The sequence below is a fragment of the Chryseobacterium arachidis genome, assembly GCF_900129245.1.
Lineage (GTDB): Bacteria > Bacteroidota > Bacteroidia > Flavobacteriales > Weeksellaceae > Chryseobacterium > Chryseobacterium arachidis.
In genome coordinates, this window is the sequence record NZ_FQUT01000005.1 from 1 (window position 1) to 14317 (window position 14317).

At 35.0% G+C, this 14317-nt stretch carries 9 protein-coding genes and 1 rRNA gene; 7 read left to right on the plus strand and 3 right to left on the minus strand.

Translation table 11 applies throughout. From position 1 onward, the window contains the following. The 3 genes from rrf to BUA89_RS10755 all read left to right on the plus strand — a co-directional run. A 5S ribosomal RNA gene (gene rrf, locus BUA89_RS23560) occupies positions 1-75 on the plus strand; the annotation flags it as partial. A gap of 386 nt (positions 76-461) precedes the next feature. Beyond that, positions 462-1583 (plus strand): vWA domain-containing protein, encoded by a 1122-nt coding sequence (locus BUA89_RS10750; protein WP_072957169.1) that lies wholly within the window; start codon positions 462-464, stop codon positions 1581-1583. Between the two features lie 60 nt (positions 1584-1643). Then, positions 1644-3083, plus strand: a complete 1440-nt coding sequence (locus BUA89_RS10755; RefSeq protein WP_072957173.1) for an AAA family ATPase — start codon at positions 1644-1646, stop codon at positions 3081-3083. A 327-nt stretch (positions 3084-3410) separates the two neighbouring features. On the opposite strand, the gene BUA89_RS10760 is transcribed toward BUA89_RS10755, so the two are convergent. Further along, positions 3411-5039 (minus strand): acyl-CoA carboxylase subunit beta, encoded by a 1629-nt coding sequence (locus BUA89_RS10760; RefSeq protein ID WP_072957176.1) that lies wholly within the window; start codon positions 5037-5039, stop codon positions 3411-3413. 673 nt (positions 5040-5712) lie between these two features. Between BUA89_RS10760 and BUA89_RS10770 the strand changes: the two genes are divergently transcribed. From BUA89_RS10770 to BUA89_RS10785, 4 genes are all read left to right on the plus strand, one after another. Beyond that, on the plus strand, positions 5713-6591 hold the full coding sequence (locus BUA89_RS10770; RefSeq protein ID WP_072957182.1) for a DMT family transporter: 879 nt from the start codon (positions 5713-5715) through the stop codon (positions 6589-6591). A 12-nt stretch (positions 6592-6603) separates the two neighbouring features. After that, positions 6604-7686, plus strand: a complete 1083-nt coding sequence (locus BUA89_RS10775) for a putative type IX sorting system protein PorV2 (protein WP_072957185.1) — start codon at positions 6604-6606, stop codon at positions 7684-7686. A gap of 13 nt (positions 7687-7699) precedes the next feature. Then, entirely contained in the window at positions 7700-8473 is a 774-nt protein-coding gene (locus BUA89_RS10780) for a hypothetical protein (RefSeq protein WP_072957954.1), read from the plus strand. A 78-nt stretch (positions 8474-8551) separates the two neighbouring features. After that, positions 8552-11422, plus strand: coding sequence for a T9SS type A sorting domain-containing protein (locus tag BUA89_RS10785; RefSeq protein WP_072957188.1), 2871 nt, complete (start codon positions 8552-8554; stop codon positions 11420-11422). Positions 11423-11612: 190 nt separating this feature from the next. Here BUA89_RS10785 and uvrC read toward each other — a convergent pair whose 3' ends face one another. Both uvrC and BUA89_RS10795 read right to left on the minus strand, forming a co-directional pair. Beyond that, positions 11613-13403 carry an excinuclease ABC subunit UvrC gene (gene uvrC, locus BUA89_RS10790; RefSeq protein WP_072957191.1) on the minus strand — a complete coding sequence of 597 codons (1791 nt, stop codon included), beginning with the start codon at positions 13401-13403 and terminating at the stop codon, positions 11613-11615. Between the two features lie 80 nt (positions 13404-13483). Beyond that, positions 13484-14245 carry a hypothetical protein gene (locus BUA89_RS10795; protein ID WP_072957194.1) on the minus strand — a complete coding sequence of 254 codons (762 nt, stop codon included), beginning with the start codon at positions 14243-14245 and terminating at the stop codon, positions 13484-13486. Positions 14246-14317: the final 72 nt, after the last annotated feature.

The following is a 14317-nucleotide window of genomic DNA, read 5'->3' on the forward strand; positions in this document are numbered from 1 at the left end:
CCATTCCGAACACAGAAGTTAAGCCCACCAGCGCCGATGGTACTGCTAACGCGGGAGAGTAGGTCGCCGCCAGTTTTTATTAAAAGTCTCATAGATTATTCTGTGAGACTTTTTTTTGTTTGAAACTCAAAGAAACCCATACTCAAAACTCAAAGAGTTAGCTTTGCCTATTGCCTATTGCCTATTGCCTATTGCCTATTGCCTATTCCTATTGCCTATTGCTAGAAGCGTTCGTGATGACAACAGATGCTAATAATTATGACTTAAACCTAGCCCCGATTGCCGCGACATCCTTTTTTGCAAGGATTAGAAATGGCAAAAAAGATATAGCAGAAAGCGGGATTAGCTCCTGAAAATTCATCATATTAATTTTAAAATCTTTAGAGATTATTTTTAATCATAAAAATTAAAATAGATTAAATCTTTTGAAGACGTCTCGATTTATGTTGTAACTTTATCATATGAAAGAGCATATTGTGAGAGGGTTCAGATTTGAAACTTACAAAGCACCAGAATTATCTGTGTTTGATCGGTTGCTGGAAATTTTTACAGATTTGTTGACCCATACCTCGGGAGATTTTGATGAAGCGATCGACTGGCTTCGAATGTTGGATGAAGAATACCAGCTTACAACTCCGGAATATACTATTGATGATTTTATTGAAGACCTGAAAAAAAAAGGTTATATCCGTGAAGAAGTTGATCCAAATGGAAGCGGAAATGGTATGACTTTGAGTGCAAAAATGGAACAGAATATCCGTAAACAAGCACTTAAACAAATATTTGGGAACCTTGAAAAAAGTGGAAATGGGAATCATAAAACCAATAAAAGTGGAACGGGAGAAGATACAACAGGAGAATTCCGTAACTATAGTTTTGGAGATCCTGTTGAAAAAATTTCTATCACAGAAAGTCTTAAAAATGCCCAAATTAATAACGGAATCGGAGATTTTCATTTGACTGAGGATGATCTGATTGTAGAAGACAGTATTCACCAATCTCAGATGAGTACGGTTTTGATGATTGACATCAGCCACAGTATGATTTTATATGGTGAAGACCGGATCACTCCTGCGAAAAAAGTGGCGATGGCTCTTGCTGAGTTAATCACGACTCGTTATCCGAAAGATACTTTGGATATTATTGTTTTCGGTGATGATGCATGGCCCGTTAAAATCCAGGAATTGCCTTATCTGCAGGTGGGACCTTATCATACCAATACGGTAGCCGGACTTCAGTTGGCAATGGATATTTTACGCAGAAAAAGAAATACCAATAAGCAGATTTTCATGATTACAGATGGAAAACCGAGTTGTGTTCGCCAGCCGGATGGTACGTATTACATGAATTCTTACGGTTTGGATGATTATGTAGTTCAGAAATGTTACAATATGGCGTCACAAGCGAGAAGGCTACATATTCCAATTACAACTTTCATGATTGCGCAGGATCCGTATTTACAACATTTTGTGAGTGAATTTACAGAAGCCAATCAAGGCAAAGCTTTTTATACAGGATTGAACGGATTGGGTCACATGATTTTTGAAGATTATGAAACCAATCGTAAAAAAAGAATTCGTTAAAAAGTTACATTTTTCATAAAAATATATTTCAAGGAGTTTATAAATCAGATTTTAAATAAAATGACTGAAAAGCCAACTATCAAAACACTAGGCTCATTAAGGGCATCAGGATATACAACAAAAAATATTAAAGACGAGTTAAGAGATAATTTAAAAACTAAAATTCGTAATAAAGAATCTGTATTTGAAGGGATTTTCGGGTATGAGAATACGGTTATTCCTCAATTGGAGCATGCGATCCTTAGCAGACACAATATTAATTTATTAGGATTAAGAGGTCAGGCAAAAACAAGACTGGCAAGAATGATGACGTCATTGTTGGACGAATGGATTCCTTTCGTTGCAGGAAGTGAAATTAATGACGATCCATTTAACCCGATTTCCCGTTTCGCGAAAGAATTAATTGAAACAGAAGGTGAAAATACTCCAATAGAATGGCTTCACCGAGATGAAAGATTTTTCGAAAAATTAGCAACTCCGGATGTGACGGTTGCCGATTTAATAGGTGATGTAGATCCTATTAAAGCTGCCAATCTTAAACTTTCTTATGCAGACGACCGGGTAATCCATTTTGGGATGATTCCGCGTGCGAACCGTTGTATTTTCGTTATTAATGAATTACCGGATCTTCAGGCGAGAATTCAAGTTTCTTTGTTCAATATTTTACAGGAAGGAGATGTTCAGATTCGTGGATTTAAGGTGAGAATGCCTTTGGATATCCAGTTTGTGTTCACTGCGAACCCTGAAGATTATACGAACAGAGGAAGCATTGTGACTCCATTGAAAGACCGTATCGGATCGCAGATTCTAACGCATTATCCTGAAAATATTAATATTGCAAGAGAAATTACAAAGTATGAATCGAGCTTAGACAGCCGTCAGAAAAATGGAGTATATGTTCCATCGTTGGCAAAAGATCTTTTGGAACAAATTGGTTTTGAAGCTCGTGACAGCGAATATGTAGATTCAAAAAGTGGAGTAAGTGCCCGTATGAGTATCACTGCTTTTGAAAATTTATTGAGTACGGCAGAGCGTAGAGCTTTACTAACAGGCGACGAAGCAACTTCTGTAAGATTAAGCGATTTTGTAGGTGTTATTCCGGCAATTACAGGAAAAGTAGAATTGGTATATGAAGGTGAACAGGAGGGTGCAGAAGCGGTTGCCCAATTGTTAATTGATAATGCGATCAGAACTTTATTCACCTCTTATTTCCCAAAAGTGGAAAAGTTAGAGAAAAAGAGTGTTGACGGTCCTTTCAGTCAGATTACAGATTGGTTTTTGGAGGACGATGGTTTTTTGGAAATCACAGATGAATCTTCTGATGAAAACTATGCAAAATCTCTTAACAGAATTGATCCTCTTGATAAAATCATAGAAAAATATCAGCCAGATACACAACCGGAAGATATTTTATTCTTAAAAGAATTTATTCTTTGGGGGTTGGCAGTGAATAAAAAACTGAATAAAGAAAGATTCAGAACGGGAGTGTTCTTTTCTTAATTTAAAAATATTAAAACTAAAAAGGCTTAGATTAAAAAATATCTGAGCCTTTTTTAATATTAAATTTATTTTTTTTAAAGTTTAATCCCGCTTTCTGCACTCGCTATTTTTTTGTTTTCGGGTTCGGCGCGGCAAAGCCGCGCCGAACCCGAAAACAAAAAAATGAGCTCAAACAAATGCTGCAATCGGGGCTAAGATGCAGTCGATATTTTGAAGATTTGGAATATCTATTAAAGTCTATTTTTCTAAAATATCCAGAAAAGCATAAAAAAAGATGTGGAAAATCTATTCCACATCTTTTTTATTTTAAATATAATAAGATAATTATCAAACCTGAATAACGCCCAAATTGAATTTCTCAGTAATCGGAGAATGATTTGCTGCTTCAATACCCATAGAAATCCATTTTCTGGTATCAACAGGATTGATGATTGCATCCGTCCAAAGTCTTGCAGCAGCGTAAGTTGCCTCCGTCTGCTTCTGATATTTTCTTGTAATAGTATCTAAAATTTCCTTGTGCTCTTCCTCAGAAATTTCTTTTCCTTGTTTTTTCAAAGTGGATTCTTGGATTTGTGCCAAAACTTTCGCAGCCTGAGCTCCGCCCATTACCGCAAGATCTGCCCATGGCCAGGCCACAATCAATCTAGGATCATAAGCTTTTCCGCACATCGCGTAATTTCCGGCACCGTAAGAATTTCCTGTGATAATCGTGAACTTCGGAACTACAGAATTAGAAACAGCATTAACCATTTTTGCACCATCTTTAATGATTCCGCCATGTTCAGATTTTGAACCTACCATGAAACCAGTCACGTCCTGTAAGAAAACCAAAGGAATTTTTCTTTGATTACAGTTTGCAATAAATCTCGTCGCCTTATCCGCAGAGTCAGAATAAATTACTCCTCCGAACTGCATTTCTCCTTTTCCGCTTTTTACCAGCTTTCTTTGGTTGGCAACAATTCCTACAGACCAGCCATCGATTCTTGCCGTGGCACAGATGATACTTTTACCGTAATCAGGTTTGTATTCTTCGAATTCTGAATTATCCACTAAACATTTGATAATTTCGTAAGTATCATATTGTTCTGCTCTGGAAGCCGGCATAATTCCGAAAATATTTTCCGGTTTTTCTTTTGGCTGAGCACTTTCAATTCTGTCGAAACCGGCTTTGTCGGTGCTGCCTAAAGATTTCATAATATTTTTAATTCTGTTTAAAGCATCTTTATCATCTTTAGCTTTATAATCGGTAACTCCTGAGATTGAGCAGTGTGTTGTCGCTCCACCCAAAGTTTCATTATCGATACTTTCTCCTATTGCAGCTTTTACCAGATAACTTCCTGCAAGGAAAATAGAACCTGTTCCTTCTACAATCATCGCTTCATCACTCATAATTGGTAAATACGCCCCGCCAGCAACACAACTGCCCATTACAGCGGAAATCTGAACAATTCCTGCAGAACTCATTTTGGCATTATTTCTGAAAATTCTTCCGAACATTTCTTTGTCTGGGAAGATTTCGTCCTGCATCGGTAAATAAACACCCGCAGAATCTACTAAATAGATGATGGGAAGTCTGTTTTCCATGGCAATTTCCTGCGCTCTCAGGTTCTTCTTTCCTGTGATGGGAAACCAGGCGCCGGCTTTTACAGAAGCGTCATTTGCAACAATGATACATTGTCTTCCCGAAACGTAACCCATCACCACAACAACGCCGCCACTTGGGCAACCGCCGTGTTCTTCATACATTTCATATCCTGCAAAAGCACCGATTTCTATGGAATCTGAATCTTTATCAAGAAGATATTCAATCCTTTCTCTTGCCGTCATTTTTCCTTCGTCACGAAGCTTTTGAAGCCTCTTTTCACCACCTCCTTTTTTGATTTCCGCAAGCAAACGATTGATGTCGGATAATTTTAATCTGTTTTGATCTTCTCTTTTGTTGAATTCAATGTCCATAAAAATTTCAATTTTTTCCGCTTAAAGATACTATTTTTTGTATGGAATGAAAATTGATGTAAACAATTGTTTAATAAATTGGTTTTCAGAATTTTATGAAATATTTAACAAAAAATATATTTTTTATGGTGCGTATTTTGCTAACTTTACATTAGAGAAAGTGAGAGTGAAATCTTACACTTTACTCTAAGTTCCTAGTTTATTTTTTTAATAGTTTATTATTTGAAGGCCCTGAAAGTTGAACAAATTTTCAGGGTTTTTTTATTGTCGTTTTATTTTAAGATTGTAAAATAAATCATATAAAATTTTCAGTACTTACTTTATTTAAAAAAGTGATGTGACTTTGTATATTATTAAATCTCGCAAGTAAAATTTTTAAATAACCTTTGTCCTACTTTGCGTTTAAAAAACTATCGGAAGAATAAACAAAGTTTTTATTTAAATGGATTAAGTTTTAGGGTAGAAAAGGGCGCTTCGTTTATATAAGTAAAACAAATTATTTAAATTGCTGATTATTAAATATTTGATTTTTATTTAAAAAATTGAAATAATTTTTTAAAAATAATTTGGAAAATAAAATTTTCTCAAAAAAATCATAGTTTTTATACAAAATTATTGCAGGATTTGTAAAAGCTATTTGTATTTTTGCACTTAAATTAAAAAGAAGCGGGATATGCATAAATTGGCTCTTTTCAGATTGCATTTGATTGTGTTTTTATGGGGATTTACGGCAATTTTGGGAAAACTTATTCATGCAAATGCAGAAATTCTTGTATTTTACAGGATGTTGTTTGCAGCGATTTGCCTTTTTGTTTTTATTAGAGTTTTTAAAAAGGATAGCATTAAGGTTTCAAAGAATATTTTTTTCCAGCTGGCGGCAATTGGCTTCTCGATGGCGCTGCATTGGTATTGTTTCTTTCATTCCATAAAAATTTCGAATGTTTCGATTGCTTTAAGCTGTCTTTCTTTATCAACCTTATTTGCTTCGATTTTAGAGCCGATTATTTTTAAGCGAAAGATTGATGTTTCTGAAGTAGTAATGGGAATGGTGATTGTTGCCTGCATTTTATTAATATTTAAAACAGAGTTTCAATATAAAGAAGGAATTTTCTACGGAGTTCTTTGTGCGATTTTTGGGACGATATTTTCGGTTTTTAATGGAAAGATGTTTGGCAAAACGAGTTCAGGAAACATTATTTTTTATGAAATCTTCTGTGGATGGTTTATTTTGATGGTCATTTATTTATTTACAGGGCAAATTTTTTCAATGAACGAAATAAGTTACCGTGATATTGCGTTAATATGCTTGTTGGCAAGCGTTTTTACAGCTGTCCCTATGTTGGAATCGGTAAATCTGATGAAATATATTTCGCCTTTTACACTAATTTTAACAGTTAATTTAGAACCGGTTTACGGAATTATACTAGCTTTTTTTATCTTTGGGGAATCAGAACACATGAGCCCGATTTTTTACATCGCATCAGGAGTTATGATACTGGCAATCATTGCTAATGGATTAATAAAAGCTAAAAAACAGAAAACGTTAAATTAAGCATCAATTTATATGATGAAAAAATATTTTTTACTTGTATTTTCTCTGGTTTTTGGGATATCGCAATCTCAGATTATCAGAAAGTATTCCAACGAATTCCTGAATATCGGGGCAGGAGCCAGAGGTCTTGCCATGGGAGGAGCTGTGGTTTCTAACCAAGACGATGTCTATTCTCCGATGTGGAACCCGGCAGGTTTAATGGCCATCGAAAGAGATTGGCAGGGAGCAGCGATGCACGCCGAGTATTTCGAGTCTATCGCAAAGTATGATTACCTGGCGTACGCAAAAGTTTTGGAAACAGGGGTTTTTGGGGTCTCGGTGGTGAGATTGGGGGTTGATAATATTTTAAATACAACTCAATTGATTGATACCGAAGGAAATATCGATTATGATAAAATCACAAAATTCTCTCAGTCCGATTATGCGGCGATTTTGTCTTATGCATTCAATCCTGCAGGAAACACGAAATTAGATGTTGGTATCAATGCTAAAATTGTGTACAGAAATGTAGGGAAATTTGCCAACGGATACGGTTTCGGTTTTGATATCGGAGCGATCTATAAATTAGATAACGGATATAAAATTGGGGGAATGTTGAGAGATGCAACCACTACGGTGAACTTTTGGAGCGTTAATCAAAAAGAGTTATCCACAGTGGTAAATGGTGAAGAATTCAACCCTGCGCCGAAAGATAAGATGGAGCTTACGATGCCAAAACTGAACGTTGGGGTCAGTAAAAATTTTGAAATCAACAGCAGTGTATATGTTTTACCGGAAGCGGGTATCAACGTTGATTTTGCTAAAACAGCGGCATTGGTTTCTACCGATTTTGCCAGTTTAACACCTTATGCCGGAGCTGAATTAGGTTATCAGAAAATGATTTTTGTGAGATTAGGGGTCAACAGATTCCAGTCGATTACGGATATCGAAGATCTTAGAAGAAAGGTTTCTTTCCAGCCAAGTGCGGGGATCGGAATCAGATACAGAGGTCTTACACTGGATTACGCGATTACGAACTCGGGAATCGGCGGATCTAATTTCTATTCCAACTTCTTTTCTCTGAAATTGGATATGGGACAGTTTAGAAATGACTAAAATTTAAATGAAAATGAAAAAACTTTCACTTGTTATATTAACAGCTTGTTCAATGTTTGCCTTCGGACAGAATATTTCCGATTACAAATATATTTCTCTTCCCGCAAAATTCGAGACCTTTAAAGAAGATTTCGGATTAGGCGAAATGCTGACAAAAACATTAAAGGGCAAAAATTATACAGTTATTCCGGCGGACAAACTGCAGTGGCCTACCGAAGCGCAAAATAATCCATGTAATGTATTATTGGCAGATATCGTAAATGACAGCGGATTTTTACGGAATAAAGTACAGGTTCAGTTTAAAGACTGTCAGAATAAAGTGGTAAAATCCATTAAAGGAGCTTCCAGCATCAAAGAATTTAAAGAAGGTTTTCAGGATGCCCTTAAGCAGACGTATTCTTCAATTTCTCCCGCGAATCCTGTTAATCAGGCCAATACTAATAGTATTTCAAATACCAGCACTAATATCAATACCGATACGGCAGTTTCTGCAACGAAAGAAATTGATATTACTAACAGAAACTCAGGGGATAATAATGCCATCAAATTCAGTAATGGAAAACAGGAGTTGATCAGGATTCAGGTTGATAATAAACAATTTATCTTGGTAGGGCAAAACAGCTCTTCACCCTTTGCTACTTTCAGAACAACTACGAAAGAAGATGTTTTCAGAGTAAAGCTTCAAAATGGAGAATCTACTTTAGGATACTATGAAAATGGAAATATTGTCATAGAAATGCCTTTGTCGAATGGGGATTATGCTAAGGAGGTTTTTTCTAAAAGATAGTAAAAAAAAATATAAGAAATATTTTATCCTTAATTCAAACGAAAGAATGAGTTAAGGATAAATTTTAAAAAAAGAACCATGAAAAAGATTTATACGACATTATTAATCGTATTTTCGATGTATTCGTATGCTCAAACATTGAATACGCAACTCAATGAAATTAATTTTGGAGAGTCTAGCTCACCTGCTAATTTGATTAAACTTAATGATCAAATCATTTTTTCCGCTGAAAGAAATATGGATGAAGGTAGAGAACTGTGGGTTTATAATTCTGCAAATCAAAGATCTACTTTGCTGAAAGATATCTGGCAGGGACACAACAGCGGAATGTCCAATAATCCATATTTCGGTAAAATAAATAATAAAATATATTTTATTGCATCCGATAATTCATCTTATAACCAAATTTGGGTAACAGACGGAACAGTTGCGGGAACACAAAAAGTTAAAGATCTGAGTTCAAATTATGAAGCTATCGCGCAGGTGGCAGGAAATAAATTTTTTATTTTCTCCAACAAAGAACTTTCTGTTTACGATCCCTTAACCAATAATCTGACATTATTAAAGGCATTTGAATATACATCGGGAACGATGAGGCTGGAAACATTTAATAATCAATTGTTTTTAGCAGCAAACGACGGAATAAGCGGCAAAGAAATCTGGAAATCGGACGGAACTGTGGCAGGAACTACTTTATTGAAGGATATTGCAACAAATAGTGGAAGCGGAATTCCTGCTGATTTTAAAATCCTGACTCTAAATAATGGAAAGTTTTATTTCATAGGAAATACAGCAACAGGATACCAGCTTTTTGCAAGTGATGGGACAGAAGCAGGAACAATTCCTATAAGAGCAATGCAGAATATAGGTGAATTAAACGGTGCTTCTACAGGAAATTATTTCGTATTCTCAGGATTTGATTCTACAAACGGAGGTTCTGAACCTTGGGTGTCAGACGGAACGGCTGCCGGAACTATGCTTTTAAAAGATATTCTTCCGGGAACTTCAAGTTCTATGGGAAATGGGAAATTTTTTAAGTTTAATAATAAAATTTATTTTGAAAGCAATTCGAACGGAACTCCAGGTTATGGTAACTATATCTGGGAAACCGATGGAACTACTGCCGGAACCGTTTTATTTCCTACACCTACCAACAATTTGTTATATGGAACCAGCTCAGACGGGCAGTATTTAGTTTTAACAAAACCAAATGAAGGAAATCGTTATTGGATAGCCAATGGAAACTCTGCTCAGACATTTGAGATTACAGATATCGGAATGTCCTACAATAATAATTTCATCGATTTAAACTCAAAAATATATTTAACAGGAAATAAGGCAAAATATGGAATTGAATTGTTTTCCTTAGATCCCATTTCACACGAATCTATAATAGCTTCTGATATTAGTCGTTATTCCAGCAGTTCACCACATTCTTATGAATTACTAAATGATAATTTAATCTTTATTGCATCAGATAGAGAATTCAATAATCAGATTTACAAAAGAGACAAAGCAAGTCAGCAGATATCTCGTCTTACAAATTTTGGCGGAACTTCTTTTACAGGTATGTTTACAAGTTTTAATGATACCTTCTTTAAAGTCGGAAACTTCTTCTATACCAAAAACAGTAGCCCAAATCCGATAAGCGGAATTTATAGAACAGACGGAACTTCAGCTAATTCTGTATCGGTTTCTACGGGAAATACAAGTATTTATGACACTTCTTTTTTTGCTAATCTAAACGACAATACCTTATTATTTTCAGGATATAATAATGTAGTAGGGACAGAGCTTTGGAAGGTTGATAACAATTCTAATACGGCTGTTCTGGTAAAAGATATTTCGACAGAAAGCATGGGAAGTATGTATAATACAGACTCTAAAACGGCTGTAATTAATGGTTTTGCATACTTTGTTGCTAAAGAGAACGGAAAATTGGCAATTTGGAAATCGGACGGAACCGAAGTGAACACCACAAAAGCGATTCAGTTTAATTTCTCTGACGGAACAGACGGCGATATAAAAGTGTTGGGTAATTTCAATAATAAATTATTATTAACAACAAAAAAGGAAAATTTTTCCAGTTCTGCAAATACTGAGCTTTACGTTTCCGACGGAGATCAGGCATCTACAATGCTACTCAAATCACATAATGCATCTTTTGGATCTGCTAATCTTAACAGAGATACGGAAGTACTGAATAACAAGCTATATTACATTGTTACAGGATATCCGGGAGGTGTTTATTCTACAGACGGAACTATCGCAGGTACGACGGAAGTTTTCTCGAGTAACTTTTTTGGGGATATTAAGTTAAAAAAATGTGGAAACCAGTTATTTTTCACCAATAACAACGGAACCCAGCTTTGGAAAACAGATGGTACAAACGCAGGCACAGTGAATTTATCTTCTAATTTAAGTAGCGTTAAAGACATGATTTGTGCAAACAACTATCTTTATTTCTTAAATGGAGATTCTCAAAAAGTATGGAGAACAAATGGTATAGCAGGAAATACTATTCCTTTGGACATTTTCATTACAAACGATGATAGTCAATTATTAACAAATGAAAATATTCTGAAACTGGCTACAGATAATGAAAAACTTTATCTTACCGTTTATACGAAAGAGCACGGAAACGAACTTTATACAGTTACAGATCCACTTCCGCTTTATTTGGCAACAAATGATACAAAGAGTGACGAAAAAAGCTCAATAGGAAATATTCAGGTATATCCGAATCCTGTTGTAGATGGTTTCTCATTAAAGTTGAAAGACAACCAGAAAATAGAAGGAATCAAAATATTTGATACCTCAGGAAAAATAGTGAGAAGCCTTGTGTATGACAATGAAAAGATAAACGTTTCAGATCTTACTTCAGGAATTTATTTCATAAAAATAAAAACTGATAAAGGAGAATACATCAGTAAAATTATCAAGAAGTAATATAAAAGTCCTCAATCGTATTGGGGACTTTTTTTGTAAATTTAAATATGAAAGTGGTTAACTTTTTACAGAAAAATAATTTTCTAACACTAAATTATGAAAAAAAAGTTAATTTCCAAATTTTGTAAATAAATAATTTAAAAATAAATCGATTGGATTAAATAATTAACTGGTATTGTTGGTGTTTTGTTTAATTATTGAAAAAATCGTGAATTACCTTGGCCTTACTTTTTCCTAAAATTTCCTCTAAAGTTTCCAGATTAGATTCTTTAATCCTTTTTACCGACTTTAATTTAGATAACAGTAATTCAATCGTTTTCTCTCCGATTCCAGGAATTTCTTCCAGTTCAGATTTTATAGTCGAGTTTTTTCTTCTTGTTCTGTGATGTTTTACTCCGAAACGGTGTGCCTCGTCTCTTACTCTTTGTAAAATTTTCAAGGTTTCGGATTTTTTATCAAGATATAATGGGATTGGATCTTCGGGGAAGAAAATTTCCTCCAAACGTTTTGCAATTCCGACAATAGTTATTTTTCCGTATAGTCCTAATAATCGTAAACTTTTTACGGCAGAAGATAATTGTCCTTTTCCACCATCAATCAGGATCAGTTGTGGTAAATCTTCACCTTCATCCAGCATCCTTTTATAGCGGCGGTAAATTACTTCTTCCATCGTTGCAAAGTCATTCGGGCCTTCTACAGTCTTCGGGTGAAATATTCTGTAATCAGCTTTGCTCGGTTTCCCGTCTTTAAAAACAACACAGGCAGAAACGGGATTCGTTCCCTGAATATTCGAATTGTCAAAACCTTCAATATGTCTTGGCTCTACGGGCATTCTCAGCAGCTTTTGCATTTCAGCCATGATTCTGTTGGTGTGTCTTTCAGGATCTACAATCTGAACCTGTTTTAATTTTTCCAGACGATATTCTTTCGCATTCTTTTCGGAAAGTTCAACAATACGTTTTTTGTCACCAACTTTAGGAACAATTAGCTTCACATTTGGGATTTCCACAGACAAATGAAAAGGAAGCAGCACTTCTTTTGAATTTGAATCAAATTTTTGTCGGATCTCTATTAAAGCCTTTTCCATAATATCTTCATCACTTTCCTCAAGAATTTTCTTAATCTCTGTAGTAAAACTCTGGATAATATTTCCGTTTCTTATTTTAAAGAAATTTACGTAAGCTGCGGTCTCGTCACTCGTCATGCCAAAGACATCCACATCGTCAATACTTGGATTTACCACCGTATTTCTCGATTGATAATCTTCAAGAGCGTCGATTCTTTCTTTAATAATCTGGGCATTTTCAAACTGAAGATTCGTTGCATACTTCATCATCTGGTTTACCAGATAATCCTTAGCTTTCCGGAAATCCCCTTTAATAATTCCGCGGATAGCGTCGATCTTTTCATCGTAATCTTCCTTGCTTTCCAATCCTTCGCAAGGGCCTTCACAATTTTTAATATGATATTCCAGACAGACTTTATATTTTCCTTCGTCAATTTTATTGGGAGCTAAATTTAAATTACAGGTTCTTAATTTGTAGATATGCTTAATCGTATCGAGTAAAATTTTTGCCGGCCGCACTTTTGCGTAAGGACCATAATATTCCGAACCGTCTTTAATTTTAGTTCTTGTGAGAAAAATCCTCGGAAAATCTTCATTTTTAATGCAGATCCAGGGATAGGTTTTGTCATCCTTCAGCATGACATTATAAAACGGCTGATGTTCTTTTATTAAATTATTTTCCAATAAAAGAGCGTCATATTCGCTGTTCACAATGGTGGTTTCCAATCGTTGGATTTTTCCGACCATTATTTTTATCCTGTATCCTGAAAGGTTTTTATTAAAGTAAGAGAGAACCCTTTTCTTTAAATTTTTTGCCTTTCCTACATACAAAAGCTGATCGTTTTTATCATAATAACGATAAACGCCGGGTTCGGATGGTAATGTTTTGAGCTGTAATTCTAAAGAAGGATTCATATAACAAAATTAAGGAATTTAAAGCCACAAAAAAAGCCGCAGAAATCCCGCAGCTTTATAAATGTATGTTAAAGTTAATTTTATCCGTTGCTCATTTCAGTATACTGATATACCAAAAAGCTGAAATAATCCCATTCCACAGAATTTTTAGGGAACTTTTTTACAAATTCTGCATTGTCTCCGAAAAGAAAATCATAATTATCTTCAAAGTCATCTTTGTGAAGCCACATTACTTTATCTCCTTTTTTTACGTAATAAGATTTGATAACGCCGCCTCCTAAGCTTGGTGAGCCCATCACAGAAAATCCTGCGGTCTCTTTTGCTCTGGGATCGTGATATACAGAGATGATATCGTCAAACTCAGGGTTGATGACCTGCATTAAGAATTCTTTGTCGTCTTTTTTATTTTTTAAAGAAACTGTCTGGTTTACAAAATGGATACGGTCTTTGGTTGTTGTATTTTTTAATTTTTTTGTCTGATAATTTCTGATGTTGCCCATGTATTTTGCCACTTTCATAAATTTCTCAGCTTCATTTGGATACAGATACATTTCATCAATATTATCGGCAACAAGTACAGTTGGTTTTTTGGTAGCACTGTCTTTAATAGATACCTCGAAAATCTGTCCTTTTTTAGTGTCGATTTTGTTACAGAACCCTTTTACAGTTGTTCCGTCTTTTAAAACTACGGTTGAAGTTTTTTTAGGAGATGGAGTGTTGAAGCCTTCATTGAAAAGATACTGTTCCATTTTTTTGATCTCTTCTTTGGAGTATTTCACTTTCTGTGCGAAAGAAGCTGTGCTTACAAGAAACAGTGCAAGCAGCATTTTTTTAAGTTTCATAGGGATATTAATTTTTTATTTTCGGAGCAAAAGTAATGAATTAATTGAGTTGTTGTAAGAAAAACTTAGGAC